This window comes from Phytopseudomonas dryadis (genome assembly GCF_004327355.1).
Classification (GTDB): domain Bacteria; phylum Pseudomonadota; class Gammaproteobacteria; order Pseudomonadales; family Pseudomonadaceae; genus Aquipseudomonas; species Aquipseudomonas dryadis.
This window is the reverse complement of the sequence record NZ_QJUM01000009.1, coordinates 25,155-40,842: the sequence shown is the minus strand read 5'-3', so window position 1 is coordinate 40,842 and position 15,688 is coordinate 25,155. Positions and strand designations below refer to the sequence as shown.

17 protein-coding genes are annotated in these 15,688 nt (G+C 66.6%); 10 read left to right on the top strand and 7 right to left on the bottom strand.

The genetic code is table 11. The features are described 5' to 3' along the window. Positions 1-16 precede the first annotated feature (16 nt). From DNK34_RS09365 to DNK34_RS09355, 3 genes are read left to right on the top strand one after another with little or no spacing between them, the layout of a single operon-like run. Entirely contained in the window at positions 17-886 is an 870-nt protein-coding gene (locus DNK34_RS09365) for a branched-chain amino acid ABC transporter permease (RefSeq protein WP_131173846.1), read from the top strand. After that, positions 883-3,378 (top strand): branched-chain amino acid ABC transporter ATP-binding protein/permease, encoded by a 2,496-nt coding sequence (locus tag DNK34_RS09360; RefSeq protein ID WP_131173847.1) that lies wholly within the window; start codon positions 883-885, stop codon positions 3,376-3,378. The genes DNK34_RS09365 and DNK34_RS09360 overlap by 4 nt, the downstream gene beginning before the upstream one ends. Further along, positions 3,375-4,613, top strand: a complete 1,239-nt coding sequence (locus DNK34_RS09355; protein ID WP_131173848.1) for an amidohydrolase family protein — start codon at positions 3,375-3,377, stop codon at positions 4,611-4,613. The genes DNK34_RS09360 and DNK34_RS09355 overlap by 4 nt, the downstream gene beginning before the upstream one ends. On the opposite strand, the gene DNK34_RS09350 is transcribed toward DNK34_RS09355, so the two are convergent. Then, entirely contained in the window at positions 4,591-4,902 is a 312-nt protein-coding gene (locus DNK34_RS09350; protein WP_131173849.1) for a putative quinol monooxygenase, read from the bottom strand. The genes DNK34_RS09355 and DNK34_RS09350 overlap by 23 nt on opposite strands. Before the next feature lie 175 nt (positions 4,903-5,077). On the opposite strand from DNK34_RS09350, the gene mdaB reads away from it, so the two are divergent. Beyond that, a complete protein-coding gene (gene mdaB / locus DNK34_RS09345; RefSeq protein WP_131173850.1) occupies positions 5,078-5,668 on the top strand; it encodes an NADPH:quinone oxidoreductase MdaB in 591 nt (196 codons plus the stop codon). 236 nt (positions 5,669-5,904) lie between these two features. Here mdaB and DNK34_RS09340 read toward each other — a convergent pair whose 3' ends face one another. Both DNK34_RS09340 and DNK34_RS09335 read right to left on the bottom strand, forming a co-directional pair. Next, entirely contained in the window at positions 5,905-6,600 is a 696-nt protein-coding gene (locus tag DNK34_RS09340) for a GntR family transcriptional regulator (RefSeq protein ID WP_131173851.1), read from the bottom strand. Positions 6,601-6,690: 90 nt separating this feature from the next. Further along, a complete protein-coding gene (locus tag DNK34_RS09335) occupies positions 6,691-8,262 on the bottom strand; it encodes a gamma-glutamyltransferase family protein (RefSeq protein ID WP_131173852.1) in 1,572 nt (523 codons plus the stop codon). A 559-nt stretch (positions 8,263-8,821) separates the two neighbouring features. Between DNK34_RS09335 and DNK34_RS09330 the strand changes: the two genes are divergently transcribed. Continuing rightward, positions 8,822-9,340, top strand: coding sequence for an O-acetyl-ADP-ribose deacetylase (locus DNK34_RS09330; protein WP_131173853.1), 519 nt, complete (start codon positions 8,822-8,824; stop codon positions 9,338-9,340). A 2-nt stretch (positions 9,341-9,342) separates the two neighbouring features. Here DNK34_RS09330 and DNK34_RS09325 read toward each other — a convergent pair whose 3' ends face one another. Beyond that, positions 9,343-10,314, bottom strand: coding sequence for an aldo/keto reductase (locus DNK34_RS09325; RefSeq protein WP_131173854.1), 972 nt, complete (start codon positions 10,312-10,314; stop codon positions 9,343-9,345). Between the two features lie 239 nt (positions 10,315-10,553). Here DNK34_RS09325 and DNK34_RS09320 point away from each other — a divergent pair, with 239 nt between their 5' ends. Continuing rightward, the gene (locus DNK34_RS09320) at positions 10,554-11,348 is read left to right on the top strand and encodes a hypothetical protein (protein ID WP_131173855.1); all 795 of its coding nucleotides are present in this window, start codon (positions 10,554-10,556) and stop codon (positions 11,346-11,348) included. Positions 11,349-11,464: 116 nt separating this feature from the next. Here DNK34_RS09320 and DNK34_RS09315 read toward each other — a convergent pair whose 3' ends face one another. Beyond that, positions 11,465-11,896 carry an acetyltransferase gene (locus DNK34_RS09315; protein ID WP_131173856.1) on the bottom strand — a complete coding sequence of 144 codons (432 nt, stop codon included), beginning with the start codon at positions 11,894-11,896 and terminating at the stop codon, positions 11,465-11,467. A gap of 162 nt (positions 11,897-12,058) precedes the next feature. Here DNK34_RS09315 and DNK34_RS09310 point away from each other — a divergent pair, with 162 nt between their 5' ends. After that, on the top strand, positions 12,059-12,610 hold the full coding sequence (locus DNK34_RS09310; RefSeq protein WP_131173857.1) for a flavin reductase family protein: 552 nt from the start codon (positions 12,059-12,061) through the stop codon (positions 12,608-12,610). Here the strand turns inward: DNK34_RS09310 and DNK34_RS09305 are convergent. Next, complete coding sequence (locus tag DNK34_RS09305) at positions 12,591-13,112, bottom strand: GNAT family N-acetyltransferase (protein ID WP_131173858.1); 522 nt, start codon at positions 13,110-13,112, stop codon at positions 12,591-12,593. The two genes, DNK34_RS09310 and DNK34_RS09305, sit on opposite strands and share 20 nt — an antisense overlap. A gap of 133 nt (positions 13,113-13,245) precedes the next feature. Here DNK34_RS09305 and DNK34_RS09300 point away from each other — a divergent pair, with 133 nt between their 5' ends. The 3 genes from DNK34_RS09300 to zapE are packed head-to-tail and all read left to right on the top strand — an operon-like array spanning position 13,246 to position 14,941. Continuing rightward, complete coding sequence (locus DNK34_RS09300) at positions 13,246-13,620, top strand: hypothetical protein (protein ID WP_131173859.1); 375 nt, start codon at positions 13,246-13,248, stop codon at positions 13,618-13,620. Continuing rightward, positions 13,617-13,811: a helix-turn-helix transcriptional regulator gene (locus DNK34_RS09295; protein WP_131173860.1), complete on the top strand. Its 195-nt coding sequence runs from the start codon at positions 13,617-13,619 to the stop codon at positions 13,809-13,811. The genes DNK34_RS09300 and DNK34_RS09295 overlap by 4 nt, the downstream gene beginning before the upstream one ends. Positions 13,812-13,813: 2 nt before the next feature. Beyond that, a complete protein-coding gene (zapE, locus tag DNK34_RS09290) occupies positions 13,814-14,941 on the top strand; it encodes a cell division protein ZapE (protein ID WP_131173861.1) in 1,128 nt (375 codons plus the stop codon). A 27-nt stretch (positions 14,942-14,968) separates the two neighbouring features. Here the strand turns inward: zapE and DNK34_RS09285 are convergent, their stop codons facing one another. After that, positions 14,969-15,529, bottom strand: a complete 561-nt coding sequence (locus tag DNK34_RS09285; protein ID WP_131173862.1) for a flavin reductase family protein — start codon at positions 15,527-15,529, stop codon at positions 14,969-14,971. Positions 15,530-15,688 lie beyond the last annotated feature (159 nt).

Below are 15,688 nucleotides of genomic sequence, written 5' to 3'. Positions count from 1 at the left end.
CCGGAGGATTATCGTCATGATCACCGCCGCCATCATCACCGGGCTCGGACTGGGCAGCATGTATGCACTGCTGGCCTTGGGTTTCCATATCACCTACGTGGTTTCGCGTACGGTCAATTTCGCCCAGGGCAGCGCCATGATGGTTGGCGCCGTACTTGGCTACAGCTTCTACATCACCTGGGGCTGGCCATTGTGGCTGGCGCTTCCGGCGACCCTGACGCTGTGCGCCGTCTATGGGCTGATCATCGAGCGCTTTCTGGTGCGCCCCTTCCATTCGCGCGGCTCCGAAGCCTGGCTGATGGCGACGGTGGCAGCGGGCATCCTGGTCGACAACCTGGCGCTGTTCACCTTCGGCAAGGAGCCACGGCAGTTCACTTCGGCACTGGCCAACCAGCACCTGGAACTGTTCGGCAACAACGTCGGCGTGCTGCAACTGCTGATTCCGTTGGTGGGTGGCGGCATCGCCCTGGCGCTGTTTCTGGTGCGCCGCTACACGCGTCTGGGCAAGGTGCTGGAGGCCTGCGTGCAGAATCCCAAGGCGGCGATGCTGATGGGTATCCGGGTCAACCGTGTGGTGGCGGTGGCCTTTGCCGTGTCGACCGTGTTCGCCGCCATAGCCGGTCTGTTGATCGCGCCGCTGTTCAGCGTGAATGCCGAGATGGGCATGCTGTTCGGCCTCAAGGCCTTCGCCGTGGCGATTCTTGGCGGTATCGCCAGCGCGGGCGGGGTATTCGCCGCCGGCCTGCTGTTCGGTCTGGTCGAGGCGCTGGTGACCCTCTATTTCGGTTCGGCCTTCACCCAGTTGTTCACCTTCGCCCTGGTCATTCTGGCCCTGGCGCTGCGCCCCAATGGCCTGTTCGGCAGCAAGACCCTGGTGAAAGTATGACCCTGAAGCATTCGCTGTTCGCCCCCGTTTCCCTCGCCCTGCTGACGCTGGCCTGCATCGCCGCCACGCTGCTGCTCGACAGCTACTCGCTGCTGGTCTTCACCTTCTGCGCGTTGGCCGTGGTAGTCGGCGTGGGCCTGAACATCCTGATCGGCCTGAGCGGGCAGATCTCCTTCGGCCATATCGCCTTCTACGCCATCGGCGCCTATGTCTCGGCGCTGCTGACCCTGGCCGGCCTGCCCCTGGGCCTGGCGATGATCGCCGCCGGCCTGGCCTGTGGCGCCATTGGCGCGCTGCTGGCGATCCCGGCTCTGCGCGTCAGCGGCCCGTACCTGGCGATGATCACCATTGCCTTTGCCCTGGTGGTGCACCACGGTCTGATCGAATGGCGCTCGCTGACCGGTGGGGCCAACGGCCTGATGGGCATTCCCATGCCGGAAATCGGCAGCCTCGATCCGAGCGTGAGCATGGCGCTGATCGCCACCGGCCTGATGATCGCCGCCCTGGCCCTGTTCCAGCGTCTGCGCCACAGCGGCTGGGGCCTGGCCATGCGCGCGGTGAAATCCACCGAGATCGCTGCCCGCTCGCTCGGTTTCAACCCGGTGCAGACCAAGACCCTGGCCTTCGCCCTGTCCGCCCTGCTCACCGGCCTGGCCGGTTCGCTGGTGGCGCCACTGATGATGTTCATCAACCCGGCCTCCTTCCCCTTCTCGCAGTCGATCCTGTTCGTGCTGGCGGTGATCGTCGGCGGCAGCGGCACCCTGTTCGGCCCACTGCTCGGCGCCCTGTTGATCGTGCTGCTGCCGGAAATGCTCTCGGATTTCGCCGAGTACCGCCTGCTGATCTTCTCGGTGCTGCTGCTCTGCGTGCTCTGGGCAGCGCCACGGGGCCTGCTCGGCACCCTGGCCGGCCTGTGGCTGCGGCCAGCCCACCAGGGCGCCCCGGCGGCCTACGACCCGGCGCAATTGAGCGCGTTCTTCCAGCAGGACGCCGCCGCCCGCGACGGCCTGCGGGTCAAGGACATCGGCATTCGCTTCGGCGGCGTCCAGGCGGCACAGCACGTCAGCCTGCAGGCGCCACCGGGCAGCATCACCAGCATCATCGGCCCCAACGGCGCGGGCAAGACCACGGTGCTGAACATGATCAGCGGCTTCTATGCGCCGGACAGCGGCAGCATCGACCTGGGTCGCCCACTGGCGGGCCTGCCCGCCTGGAAAATCGCCCGAGCCGGCATCGCCCGTACCTACCAGACCACCCAGCTGTTCGGCGAGCTGTCGGTGCTGGAAAACCTGCTGGTGGCCATGCAACAGGGGCGCCTCGGCCTACCCTTCAGTTGTGCCAGCGATACCCGACGCCAGCTGGCGCTGCAGTTGCTGACCCTGGTTGGCTACCAGGGCTCGGTGAACACCCCGGCCGATGACCTGGCCCACGTCGACCGGCGCCTGGTGGAAATCGCCCGCGCCCTGGCCACCCGGCCCAGCGTACTGCTGCTCGACGAGCCGGCGGCCGGGCTCAGCCGCAGCGACACCGACCGCCTGGCCAGCCTGTTCAGAACCCTCGCCGGGTTCGGCATCGCGGTCATCCTGGTCGAGCACGACATGGGCCTGGTGATGGCCGTGTCCGAGCGCCTGCTGGTACTCGACGCCGGCAAGCCCATCGCCTGGGGCCTACCGGACGACGTGCGCAAGGACGAACGGGTCATCGCCGCCTATCTGGGCGGCACCCGCTACCAGGCCACGTCACGGGCCGAAGCCTGGGACGGTTCGCGCGATGCACGTCTGTACATCAAGGATCTGGTCATCGACTACGGTGCCGCACCGGTGGTCGACAGGGTCAATATCGTGGTCAACCCTGGCGAGCTGGTCGCCATTCTGGGCGCCAACGGCGCCGGCAAGTCGAGCATCCTGCAATGCCTGGCCGGGCTGCACACAGCCAGTGGCGGCAGCATCCTGCTCGACAACGAGAGCATCGAGCACGCCGATGCCAGCACCATCGCCGCCCGGGGCCTGGCCCTGGTGCCGGAGGGCCGTCAGGTGTTCGGCCAGCTCAGCGTGCGTGACAACCTGCTGCTCGGCGGTTACTCACGCAAGGAGGCCTTCGACGCCGACGCGGAAATCGAAGCCATCCTGCGCCGCTTCCCGCGCCTGCGCGAGCGCATCGACAGCCCGGCCGGCCTGCTCTCCGGCGGCGAGCAGCAGATGGTCGCGGTCGGCCGTGGGCTGATGGCCAAACCGAAGATCCTCTTGCTCGACGAGCCGTCCCTGGGCCTGTCGCCGGCGATGATCGGCGAGCTGTACGACGCCCTCGCCGCCTTGCGCGACGAAGGCGTGACCCTGCTGCTGGTCGACCAGATGGCCAACCTCGCCCTGCAGGTGGCCGACCGTGCCTACGTGCTGGAAACCGGGCGCATCGTCAAATCCGGCAGTGCCGAAGCGTTGCGTGGCGACCCGGAACTGGAAGCGGCCTACCTGGGCGAAGGAGCGGCCGCATGAATGCCCTGAAAATCATCAACGCACGCCTGGGCGACGACCGCCAAGCGTTGCAGACACTCTACGTAGAGAATGGCCGCTTCGTCGGCGCCCTGAGCACCACTGTCGCGGCCGGTGAAACGCTCGACCTGGGCGGCAAGCTGCTACTGCCCGGCCTGGTGGAAACCCATATCCACCTGGACAAGGCCTGCATCATGCAGCGCTGCCAGCTGGAAGAAGGCACCCTGGCCGAGGCCATCGCCCAGACCCGCGCGGCCAAGGCCGACTTCAGCGAGGCGGACGTCTACCAGCGCGGCGCCCAGGTGCTGGAAAAAGCCATCGCCCAGGGCACCACGCACATGCGCACCCATGTGGAAATCGACCCACAGATCGGCCTCACCGGCTTCAACGCGGTGCGCCGCCTGCAGGCGGACTATGCCTGGGCCATCAGCCTGGAAATCTGCGTATTCCCTCAGGAAGGCCTGCTCAACAACCCTGGCACCGAAGCCTTGCTGTGCGAGGCACTAGCCCTGGGCGCCGAAGTGCTCGGCGGCTGTCCTTACACCGATACCAATCCGGGTGCACAGATTCGCCGGCTGTTCGAACTGGCGGTGGCGTTCGACCGTGATCTGGACTTCCACCTGGATTTCGACCTGAACCCGGAAGGCATGACCATCGGCGAAGTGATCCGCTGCACCCACCAGCACGGCTGGGGCGGCCGGGTGGCCATCGGTCATGTCACCAAGCTGTCGGCGCTGCCCCGGGACACCCTGCTGGCGGTCGCCGAGTCGCTGGCCGAAGCCGGCGTGCAGGTCACCTGCCTGCCGAGTACCGACCTGTTTCTGACCGGGCGCGAGCATTTCCACAACAAGCCCCGTGGCCTGGCGCCCTTGCAGCACCTGCACGCCTGCGGGGTGACCTGCTCGCTGTCGACCAACAACATCGGCAACCCCTTCACCCCCTACGGAGACGCGTCGCTGGTGCGTCAGGCCAACCTGTTCGCCAACGTCGCCCAACTGGCTACCGAGGCCGAATTGCTGCGTTGCCTGAGCTGGGTGTCGAGTGAGTCGGCACGCCTGTTGCGCCTGCCCGACTATGGCCTGGCACCCGGCTGCCGCGCTGACTTCATCGTCTTCGATGCGCCCTCGCCGGCCGCCGTGGTGGCCGAGATCAGCCCACCGCTGATGGGCTACAAGGCCGGGCGCAAGACCTTCGAACGGCCCCAGGCCCGCCTGTTCAGGCCTGGCCGGCGGGGCTGAGCATGTCGATCATGCGCACCTCGAAATCCCGCGCCAGGTACTCCATGCGCCGCTCATGGAACTGGCGCATATGCGGCAAGGCGGCATGCAGGTCGAAGTCGGCCTTGCTGCGCCAGACCTCGAAGAAGATGAACAGCGTCGGGTCTTCCCGGTCGCGCAGCATGTGGTACTCGACACAGCCGGCCTCGGCCCGGCTCGGCGCCACATAGGCTTCGAACAGCGCGGCGAACTCCGCGGACTTTTCCGCCCTGGTGTGAGCGTGAAGGATGAAGCCGTAGGGAACAGTCATGGCAAACGCCTCTGGGCAATCAAGAGACTCGACACACTACCGCAGCAGTCGGCGCAAAACTCATGACTTTTCGGCACATATCATTTGCCTGAAAGATGGGTTTTTTCGCACGGCATAAATCGTTAGGCTGCTTCTCATCGATCCCTGTTCGGAGGCCTTCAGCATGACCCAGGCAATGAAAAAGATATTCCTGCTCAACGGCGGCAAGCAGTTCGCCCATTCCGGCGGCCGCTACAACGCCACCCTGCACGATGCCGCCCAGGGCTTCCTCGAGCACGCCGGCTTCGAGGTCAAAACCACGCAGATCGACGCCGGCTATGACCTCGCCGAAGAAGTCGGCAAATTCCTCTGGGCCGATGTGATCATCTACCAGATGCCCGGCTGGTGGATGGGCGCGCCCTGGACCGTGAAGAAGTACATCGACGAAGTGTTCACCGAAGGGCATGGCAGCCTGTACGCCAACGACGGCCGCACCCGCGCCGACGCCTCGCAGAAGTACGGCAGCGGCGGCCTGTTGCACGGCAAGCACTACATGATCTCGGCGACCTGGAACGCCCCGCAGCAGGCCTTCGACGACCCCAGCGATTTCTTCGCCGGCAAGGGCGTGGACGCCGTCTACCTGCCCTTCCACAAGGCCAACGAATTCCTCGGCCTGCGCGGCCTGCCGACCTTCCTCTGCGTCGATGTGATGAAGCGCCCGGCCATCGAGGCCGACGTCCTGCGCTACCAGCGGCACCTGGCCGAGGTGCTTGGCGTCAACGCCTGACAGCGCCAGCGGGCCGTTGAAGAAGAAAGCACTTACCCCGCGATGCGGTTAACGTGAAAACACCTGTCTCGGCGCAACGGCCGCCATCGCTTCGCCCCGAGGTCGGGGCTCCTACCCGAACGCGGGTTTGCTGCAATCTTGCAGGAACCGCGCCCCCGCGGCGATTGGCGGCCACAAGGCGGTTTGGCGACGCTCATCATTCGGGGCGGCCGACGGCCATGACCGTCAACGGCTTGCTACAGGTCGGCCAGGGCCTGGCGCAGGTTGATCTCCGGCTCGGCCCGGTCGTCCAGGTCGAGCTGGCCTTCCAGTTCGTCCAGGTGCTCGATCATCACGGCCGCGGCGCGCGCCCGGTCGCCCTTTTCCAGCGCGCTGACGATCTCCTGGTGCTCGTCCGAGGCACAGGACGGCACGTCGTTGCGCTGGTACAAGGCGACGATCAGCGAACTGCGCACCATCAGGTTGGCGAGGATTTCGCTGAGTACCGAGTTGCCGCTGATCTCGCCGAGCATCAGGTGGAACTCGCTCAGTTCGCGGACGATGGCGCGGCGGTCGGTGGCATTGGTAGCCTTGCGCTCATTGCCCATGTGCGTGGCCACCCGTTGGCGCTGCTTGCGCATGATCGCCGGGGTGATGCTTTCGACGATCGCCCGTTCGATGGCGCGGCGAGCAGCGAAGATCTCGCGCGCCTCCTTGGCACTGGGCTGGGCGACCATGGCGCCACGGTTCGGCTCGATGCTGACCACGCGCTGCAAGGCCAGGCGCTGCAGGGCCGCCTGCACATGGTTGCGGTTGGCCTGCAGGGTCTCGACGATCTGCGCTTCGATCAGGCGCGTCCCGGGCGGCAAGCGATGCTGGGCGATGGCCTTGAACAGCACATCGACGATGCGCTGAACCTCGACTTGCTTGCTGGTGACGGTCTTCGCAGCCATCTTTTCCTCTGATCCCAACCCCGCCGCAAAACACTGGCGGCGGGGCATTATCCGCCAGCCCCGCGGGCCGGGTAAACAGGTCGCGACGGCTTAATCGCTCTGGCCCAGGCTGCTGCCCTGGCCACGGGGGTCGTGCATGGCGAAGCGCCGGCCATCCGTTTCGATGGCGATCGCCCCGGCCTGGCCGGTAAAGGGACTCAGGCTGGGGATCAGCTCCACGTCGTGGCCCATGGCGGCCAGGCGTTCGCCCACCGCGCCAGCGATATCGGCCTCCAGCTTGAGGTTGTCGGTGCTGTCGAAAAAACTGCGGCCGAGCAGGAAACGCGGCATGCGCAAGGCGCGGTCGATGGGCTCGGCGAAGTCGATCAGTTGCGTGGCCAGGACCATCTGCGTCTGCGGCTGGCCATCGCCGCCCTGGGTGCCGAAGAACAGGCGACGGCCATCGTCGGCCAGGTAGCAGGACGGGTTGAGCGTGTGCGCCGGGCGCTTGCCCGGCGCCCAGGCGTTGGGGTGCGTCGCCTCGGCGCTGAAACCGGCGGCGCGGTTCTGCCAGAGCACGCCGGTATCGCCGAGGATGCAGCCGGAGCCGAAGTCATGGAACAGGCTCTGGATCAGGCAGGCCGTGCGGCCCTGGGCGTCGCTGGCCGCCATCCAGACGGTATCGGCCGGGCGCCCCGGTTCCGCCCAGGGCGCGGCCCGCTCGGCGTCGATGGCCGCGGCATGGGCGGCGCTGCGGGTCGCGGACAGGCTGGCGGCGTAATCCCAGGCCACCGCCTGCGGGTCGCACAGCTCGGCGTTGCGGCGCAGCAAGCCCTGTTTGATCGCCTCGACCAGATAGTGGTAGTAGGCGGCGCTGCCGTTGCCGCTGGCGGCAATCGGCTTGTGCGCCAGCGCCGCCATGGCCTGCAGGGTGTAGAGGCCCTGGCATGGCGGCGCGACGTTGAACAGGCGCCCCTGGCGATAACGGATCGACAACGGCGCGACCTCCACCGCCCGGGTGGCCGCCAGGTCGCTCAGCACCAGGCCGCACTCCAGCCGCTCGAACGATTCGGCAAAGGCATGGGCCAGCTCGCCCTGGTAGAAATCCGCCATGCCATGCCTGGCCAGATGGCGCAGGGTGTCGGCCAGACGCGGCTGGCGCAGGCTGTCGCCCTCCCGCAGCCAGCGCCCCTCGATCCTGCACAGGGCCTGCAGATCCGGCAGGGTCTCTAGCAACGCCCGCCGCTGGCGCTGCCAGAACAGCTGCGAGGCGGATACCTCGACACCCCGCTGGGCGACCTCGGCGGCATCCCCCAGCAGATCGGCCCAGGTCATGCGCGACCCCCACTGCTCGCGGCTGATGGCCTGGGCGGTCTGCCAACTGGCCAGCGCCCCGGCCGTGGTCGCCACCGCGCCCGGCCCACGCAAGGTGATGGCCCCGCCCTGGGGAAGGCGCTGCCCGGCCTGACCGATCCCCACGATGGTGCGCACCTGGCGGTCATGGAGCAGCCACAGGGCATCGCCCCCCAGGCCGGTCATGTGCGGATAGACCGCCGCCAGCATGGCGCTGGCGGCCAGCATGGCGTCGATGGCGCTGCCACCGGCATCGAGCATGCGCATGCCCGCGGCCGTTGCATCGGGATGAGGGGTACAGATGACACCCTGGCGGGATTCGGCCATCATCGTTGGGGCTTCCTTTTTGCTAGCTATAAATAACAACTTTGCTAACAAAACAAGCAATATCCATTCCCGACCAACCATCGGCCCTGTGCAAACGCTGGCGGAACATCACCTTGCCCGGCCTGTCGGATCGGATTGCCAGCCTCTGCCGGATGCCCTGGTCGAGCCGCCGATCACCCCAGTGTCGCGCAACGGTCATGTGTCGGTCAGGGTGGTCGATGTGCCCGAGGCGGCGGACGGGGCAAGCGTATGGAGGATGGCAGCCATAAGGCGATAGTGGCCGTTCGTAGGGTGGACGACGCTTCATCCGTCCACCGCTCCGCAATCGCAATGGTGGATGAAAAAAGCGTCATCCACCCTACGCGCTGAACGACAGACAGACCGCACAGGCTCTTTCGTCCAGCTTTCCAGCCCGTAGGATGGGTCGGGCCGCGTAGGTGAAACCCATCAATTGCCGATGGGTTACACCCATCCTACTACCGTCCGCTATCACCCTTGAGCAATCCTGCCTGCTCGCTCGGATACGATATTTGATCCGTGATACGGCACTAGGAGACCCGTCATGTCCGCCAGCCTCATAGCCCTGCGGGGCGATATCACCAGCCTGGACGTGGATGCCATCGTCAATGCGGCCAATTCCTCGTTGCTCGGCGGTGGCGGCGTCGATGGCGCGATCCATCGCGCCGCTGGCAGCGAGCTGTTGCACGAATGCCGCCTGCTCGGCGGCTGCAAGACCGGCGAGGCGAAAATGACCAAAGGTTACCGCTTGCCCGCCCGTTTCATCATCCACACGGTCGGGCCGGTGTGGCGCTCCGGCAGCCAGGACGAGCCGCGCCTGCTCGCCTCCTGCTACCGCAACGCCCTGCGCCTGGCCGCGCAACAGGGGCTGCGCAGCATCGCCTTTCCCAGCATCAGCACCGGCATCTACGGCTATCCGATCGATCAGGCAGCATGGATCGCGATCACCACGGTACAGGCCGAACTGGCCAATCATCCGGGTATCGTCGAGGTAGTGTTCTGCTGCTTTTCGGCCAATGACCTGGCGGTGTACCAACGGGCATTGGCCGAACCGAACGCCTGAAATCAGGCCGGTAGCGGAGCATCCTGCGGAACGATGCCTTCCTCGCGCAAGGCATGCCAGAAGGCGGCGGGAATCTCTGCCTCGAGCAATTGCACGTACTGCCCGGGCCGCTGCGGGTTGGCGCTGCCGGGAATCACCGATTGCACCACCGGGTTGGCCAGGCAGAACTGCAACGCAGCGGCGCGGGTGTCGATACCGAATTGCTCGCTCAAGGCGCGCAGGCGTTCGGTCTTGCGGCGGATATCATCGGGAATCCGGTCGTACTCGTAGTGCTCGCCACCGGCCAGAACGCCGGAATTGAATGGCCCGCCAACGACGATGCCGACGCCGCGCTCGGCGCATTGCGGAAACAGGGTATCGAGCGCCACGCGATGATCGAGCAAGGTGTAGCGACCGGCCAGCAGGAACACATCGGGATCGGACTGTTCCAGCGCCAGGCGACAGGGCTCGACCAGATTGACGCCCAGCCCCCAGCCACGAATCAGCCCTTCCTCGCGCATCTTCGTCAGCGCAACCGCTGCGCCCTGCATCGCTTCGGCGAAGTACTCGCGCCATTTCGGGCCGTGCTGATCCTCGGACACGTCATGAATGAACACCACATCGAGACGGTCCACGCCCAGGCGCTGCAGACTGCTCTCTATGGAGCGCCGCGCCCCGTCCGCCGAGTAGTCGATGACGCGCCGGTTGGGCAGCTCATGGGTGAACGGCTTGGCGTTCTCCGGCTTGTCGGCGGGTTGCAACAGGCGCCCGACCTTGCTGCTGAGCACGAACTCATCACGTGGCTTGCCCTGCAGCAGGCGCCCGAAGCGCGCCTCCGAGAGGCCCGCGCCGTAATGGGGCGAGGTGTCGTAGTAACGGATACCGGCCTCCCAGGCGGCGGCCAGGGTCGCCTGGGCGCGGTCTTCGTCGATCGGGTGGAACATGTTGCCGAGCGGTGCACCGCCGAAGCCGAGGGTGGGAAGAGTGATACGCATGCTGCCTCCATATGGGCGAGTGGTCAGGAGCTGTTGCCGTTCCCATGGGGACAGACAACGACGGCCATTCGTTCGGCTTGTCGGATCGGGTGTCGGCGAGCGAGACTCGACGCCCTCGGCTGAAACCGTGCTCGCGAGCCCGGTCGGCCAGCAGCGCCAAACCGGCTGCGACCCACGGCAACGCGCCAACGCCTATGCCCTGCCGGGGCTGACGCCCGACCTCGCCACGGAGACATCCCATGCACACCGCCCTGCTGCAGTTGCTGGCCCTGGTCTGCCAGGGCAACGCCGCCCTCGCCGGCCGCCGCGTCGAGCCATCGCAGCCCGTCTTCACCTCCTGCCAGGCGATCCGCTTCAGCGAGCAGCGGGCCAGCACCCGCGTCGTCCTGGCCAACGACCCGGTAACCTGGTTCGCGCAACTGGCCGGCGACGGGGTACGGCAATTGCGCGCCTGCTACCTGTCATCCGCGCAGCAGTTGCGGGACGAGCGACTGAGCATTCCCTATATCGGCGGCGGTGGGCGCTGGCTGATCGAATGCCACAAAGCCGCCACCGCGGACCACTGGCTCGGCCACTGGGAACAACCTGCCAGCGCCCCCCGTGACAGGCCCTGGCAGGTTGACTACCAGCGCGTCGCCCGGGATGTCACACCGCTGGGCGGCGCGCAGGTGCAGCTCCCGGCGCTGCTCGACGAGCTCGCCGAACAGCTCGTGGAGATCGCCACCTTCGCCGATCAACAGGGTTACCCCAACTTCGCCCAGTGCTTCGCCCGCGCAGCAGCGACGCTGCGCGGCTCGTCCCCTGCGTCCGACAACGGCATCGCGCCGCCGGGCCTGCTCGACCCACGCGCCGAGCGCATCATCCGGGCCTGCCGCCAGGCCTGGGTATTCGGCGGCATGGGTTCCTGGAACGACGTGGCGCTGCGTGACCCGGACGCCATGCTGCGCTACGAAACGCTCACCGACCGCCTGTACGCGTCGCTGCAGCGCGCCCTCAGCATCGCCGTCGATCCATGCGCCTTCACCAGCGGGTAAGGCAGGGAACGCGGAGGCGCTTAGATGGCGATTGGACCTTCAGCCTACCAACAGCGTCGCGGCTGAAGCCCCTCCCACAGGACTGAGCAGCCCGCGGCCTTCGGCTCGTGCGGCGCTCACAGCGCCATATGGATCAGCGGAAACGGCCGCCCTTCCCCATCCGTGGCGCTGCGGCCGGTATCGCGAAAGCCGTAACGGCGGTAGAAACCATGGGCGGCGGGGTTCTGCTCGTTGACATCCACCGTCAGTCGGCCCAGGCGCGCCCGGGCATCGTCGAGCAGGCGCGAGCCGATGCCCTGGCCATGCTGCTCGGGGTCGACGAAAAGCATTTCCACATGGCGCTCGCTCATACCAATGAAACCGGCCACACGGCCGTCCGCGAGGGTGTAGACGTCGACCTCCACGGCCTGCAGATAGACATCGCGCACCTGCTGGTACAGCGCCTCGACGTCGGCGGCGCTCAGGAAGGCATGGGTGGCCAGCACCGCCCGGTGCCAGATGTCCAACAGGCGCGGGTTGTCGGCGGCTTGTCGCGGGCGAATGGGCATGGCGGAGCACCTGTGCGCAGGGAAGATTCGGCGCGCAGGCTAAATGCAGTCGCGGCGACCTCGCAAGCGCAACGACGCGCCGTGCCGATTTATCCGAACAGCGGCCCCTGGGTGCTTGTCCACTTCATCACATGCCGCTATCGCCACACAGGAGCAGGCTCGATGAAACGCTATCGCAAGACCGACCAGCCGCTGGACGACGTGCGTCGCTACCTGGAACCCGGCCCCATCGTACTGGTGAGTTCCAGCTGGCAAGGCCGTCACAACATCATGACCATGGGCTGGCACATGATGATCGGTTTCCGCTCCTTCGCCTGCTACATCTGGGACGCCAACCACAGCTTCGACCTGATCAGGAACAGCGAGACCTGCGTGATCAACCTGCCGACCCTGGACATCGTCGACACCGTGGTCGATATCGGCAACTGCAGCGGCGCCGAGGTCGACAAGTTCGAGCGTTTCGGCCTCACCGCGGCGCCGGCCGAGCAGGTCGAGGCGCCACTGATCGCCGAGTGCTACGCCAATTTCGAATGCCGCCTGGCCGATGCCAGCCAGATCGAGCGCCATGGGCTGTTCATCTGGGACGTGGTCAAGGCCCACGTGGCCGTCTCGCCCAAGCGGCCCAAGACCGTGCACTACCGCGGCGACGGCGAGTTCATGGTGGCCGGCGACTGGATCAGCCGGCGCGGGCGCTTCAAGCCCGAGATGCTGTAGCGTCCCGCGGCAGGTCGAGGCGCATGCGCTGCGCCTGGTCGGCCCGGCCATCCGGCAGACGGCACGGCGGCAGGTCCTCGCGCCAGACGAAACCGTGCTTGAGGTACAGGGCGATGGCCGCCTGGTTGGACTTGAGTACGGACAGCTCGATACCGCCGAAGCCCTGCTCGCGACAGTGCTCGATGACCACCGCGAGCAGGCGCTGGCCCAGCCCCTGGCGGCGCCACGCCGCCAGCACCTGCATGCCGAGAATGCCCGTCAGCGGATCGCCTTCGGGGCGGCAGTAACTGTCCGGATAGGCTTCGGCGGTGGCGATGAGGCGCCCTTCCCGCTCGATCACATAGACCGCCCAGCCAGTCCGTTCGGCCCGCTGCAGAGCGCTGGCGATCAGCGCCTTGGGCGGCGCGCCGGGACGCGTGGAGAAGCGCCCCTCGGCAGCGACCTCGCAGAACAGCGCATGAAAGGCGTCGAGATCGCTCGAACGGATCTTGCGCAGGTGCATGTCGTCACTCCACTGGCCGGGTGCTGAATCTTAGCAGGCCGGACGGGTGGACGCGGCAGAATGTAAAGCATGCTTGACCAGGGCAGCCATGCACCTTAATGTAAAGTATGCTTTCCATCATGGAGTTCGGCTCATGAGCCACAAACGCTTTCTCGTTCACTTCAGCCTGGCCATCTCCGCCTATATCGTCATGGTCGTGCTGAGTACGCTGCTGCTCGCCAATCAGGCAGAAGGTCCGCTCAGGATCGCCGCCGCATTGCTGCCGGTTCTGCCCATGCTCGCCGTGGCCGTGGTACTGATCCGGCAACTGCGCCAACTCGACGAACTGGCCCGGCAGATCCAGCTGGAGGCGCTGGGCATCGCCTTCGTCGGCACCGCGCTGATCACCTTCAGCTATGGCTTTCTGGAAACGGCCGGCTTCCCGCGCCTGTCGATGTTCTTCGTCTGGAGCCTGATGGCACCGCTGTGGGCTCTGGGCAGTTTCATCGGCTGGAGACGTTACCGGTGATCAACCAGGTGCGGGAGCGGCGCAGCGAGCGCGGCTGGTCACAGGCCGAACTGGCGCAGCGCCTGGGCGTATCGCGGCAGACGGTGAACGCCATCGAAACCGGGCGCTACGACCCCAGCCTGCCGCTGGCCTTCAAGATCGCCCGCCTGTTCGAGGCGCGCATCGAAGCGATCTTCCAGGCCGAGGACTGAGCATGCCCACGCATACCGACGCACCGCTGGATGCCTATCGCCAGGCCATCGAGCAGCAAGGCTTCGTCGCTGACGCGGCCCAGTTGCACGCCGCACGCCTGCTGCAGGCCTGTCACGATGCGCTGCATGTATCGAAGCCTTCGGCGCAGCCCATACAAGGCGTGTACCTGTGGGGCCCGGTCGGGCGCGGCAAGACCTGGCTGATGGATGGCTTTCACCGCTCATTGCGGGTACCGGCACGGCGTCAGCACTTCCATCACTTCATGCAATGGGTGCATCGGCGCCTGTTCGCCCTGACCGGCACCCCGGAGCCGTTGACGGTGCTGGCCCGGGAACTGAGCGCCGAGATCCGCGTGCTGTGCTTCGACGAACTGTTCGTCAGCGACATCGGCGATGCGATCATTCTCGGCCGCCTGTTCCGCAGCCTCTTCGAGCAGGGCGTGGTGCTGGTGGCCACCTCCAACCAGCCACCGCAGCAGCTGTATGCCGACGGCCACAACCGCGAGCGCTTCCTGCCGGCGATCGCCGCCCTGCAGCAGCACATGCGGGTGGTCGCGGTGGATGGCGGCCAGGACCACCGCCTGCACCCCGGCCAGCGCCAGCAGCGTTACTGGCTGAGGCAGGCGGACCAGCCCAGCGCCCTGGTGCCGCTGTTCGACTCGCTGAGCGCCGGCGAAAGCGTCAGTTGCGAGGCGCTGGACATCAATCACCGGTGCATCGGCGTGCAACGGCACAGCGCCAGCGTGTTGCACTGCAGCTTCGAGCAGCTCTGCGTACAACCGCTCTCTGCCCAGGACTTCATCCTGCTGTGCGATCGCTTCAAGGCCATCCTGCTCGCCGACGTGCCCGCCCTGAGCGCCCGGCAACGACCGGCGAAGATCGCCCGCGGCACCGAGGATGCCGCCGAACGGGTGGTCGCCGGCGACCGCCAGTTGCCGGAACTGTCGATCCACGACAACAGCGTGCGCCGCTTCATCGCCCTGGTCGACGAATGCTACGACCGCCGCGTGCCGCTCTACCTGGAGGCCGCCGTGGCGTTGGACGAGCTGTACACCGAGGGCTATCTGGCCTTCGCCTTCCGCCGCACCCTGAGCCGCCTGCAGGAGATGCAGCTGCAGCGTTTCGGCTGATATCGCCGCTGTCAGCGGCACGCGCGCCTACAGCTTGTCCGGCGTGAACAGCGCGCGGCGGCTGATGGTTTTCCCCGCGACCACGAACACCCCGTCGCCGGTGTAGTGCAGGGTCTGCGGGTGCCTGGGCGAGCGCCTGACGCGGGCCTCGACCACCTCGAAGATGAAGAAGTTGTAACGCTCGACCAGCGCATCGTCGAACAGCCGGCATTCGAAATGGGCATGGCACTCGCCAACCAGCGGAGCCGCCACCCGCCGCGCCGGCTCCGCGGTCAGGCCGAAGGTGGCGAACTTGTCGATCGCGGCGCCACAGGTATTGCCGATGCCCACCACCTGATCGGTCAGCGCCGTGGTCGGCAGGTTGATCACGCATTCGCCGCTGTCGCGAATCAGCTGGAAGCTGTGATTGCCGCTGGAAATCATGCAGCCCACCAGCGACGGGCTGAACTCCATGATGGTGTGCCAGCCGAGGGTCATGATGTTGCGCTCCTCGCCCCGGCGCGACGACAGCAGGACGATCGGCCCCGGCTCCAGGTAGCGGCGAGCCAGGTGAACCGGCAGGTCGATCTTTTCCCCTCGTGCGGCCATGTTCCGTACCTCCCGATCGAATCTGTCCTTTCACCCTAGCATCCCTGGCGCCCGGCCAGGGACGTGGGAGGGGCCGGACGGCGATCGGTGGCCATACCAGAGGATGCTGAAGCCCGCCAAGGCATCGCGGCTAAAGCCCCTCTCATCAAAAATCATATA

Excerpts from the sequence above, each read along its gene's own strand:
- DNK34_RS09365 (WP_131173846.1), top strand. The coding sequence starts at position 17 with ATGATCACCGCCGCCATCATCACCGGGCTCGGACTGGGCAGCATGTAT.
- DNK34_RS09360 (WP_131173847.1), top strand. The coding sequence starts at position 883 with ATGACCCTGAAGCATTCGCTGTTCGCCCCCGTTTCCCTCGCCCTGCTG.
- DNK34_RS09355 (WP_131173848.1), top strand. The coding sequence starts at position 3,375 with ATGAATGCCCTGAAAATCATCAACGCACGCCTGGGCGACGACCGCCAA.
- DNK34_RS09350 (WP_131173849.1), bottom strand. The coding sequence starts at position 4,902 with ATGACTGTTCCCTACGGCTTCATCCTTCACGCTCACACCAGGGCGGAA.
- mdaB (WP_131173850.1), top strand. The coding sequence starts at position 5,078 with ATGAAAAAGATATTCCTGCTCAACGGCGGCAAGCAGTTCGCCCATTCC.
- DNK34_RS09340 (WP_131173851.1), bottom strand. The coding sequence starts at position 6,600 with ATGGCTGCGAAGACCGTCACCAGCAAGCAAGTCGAGGTTCAGCGCATC.
- DNK34_RS09335 (WP_131173852.1), bottom strand. The coding sequence starts at position 8,262 with ATGATGGCCGAATCCCGCCAGGGTGTCATCTGTACCCCTCATCCCGAT.
- DNK34_RS09330 (WP_131173853.1), top strand. The coding sequence starts at position 8,822 with ATGTCCGCCAGCCTCATAGCCCTGCGGGGCGATATCACCAGCCTGGAC.
- DNK34_RS09325 (WP_131173854.1), bottom strand. The coding sequence starts at position 10,314 with ATGCGTATCACTCTTCCCACCCTCGGCTTCGGCGGTGCACCGCTCGGC.
- DNK34_RS09320 (WP_131173855.1), top strand. The coding sequence starts at position 10,554 with ATGCACACCGCCCTGCTGCAGTTGCTGGCCCTGGTCTGCCAGGGCAAC.
- DNK34_RS09315 (WP_131173856.1), bottom strand. The coding sequence starts at position 11,896 with ATGCCCATTCGCCCGCGACAAGCCGCCGACAACCCGCGCCTGTTGGAC.
- DNK34_RS09310 (WP_131173857.1), top strand. The coding sequence starts at position 12,059 with ATGAAACGCTATCGCAAGACCGACCAGCCGCTGGACGACGTGCGTCGC.
- DNK34_RS09305 (WP_131173858.1), bottom strand. The coding sequence starts at position 13,112 with ATGCACCTGCGCAAGATCCGTTCGAGCGATCTCGACGCCTTTCATGCG.
- DNK34_RS09300 (WP_131173859.1), top strand. The coding sequence starts at position 13,246 with ATGAGCCACAAACGCTTTCTCGTTCACTTCAGCCTGGCCATCTCCGCC.
- zapE (WP_131173861.1), top strand. The coding sequence starts at position 13,814 with ATGCCCACGCATACCGACGCACCGCTGGATGCCTATCGCCAGGCCATC.
- DNK34_RS09285 (WP_131173862.1), bottom strand. The coding sequence starts at position 15,529 with ATGGCCGCACGAGGGGAAAAGATCGACCTGCCGGTTCACCTGGCTCGC.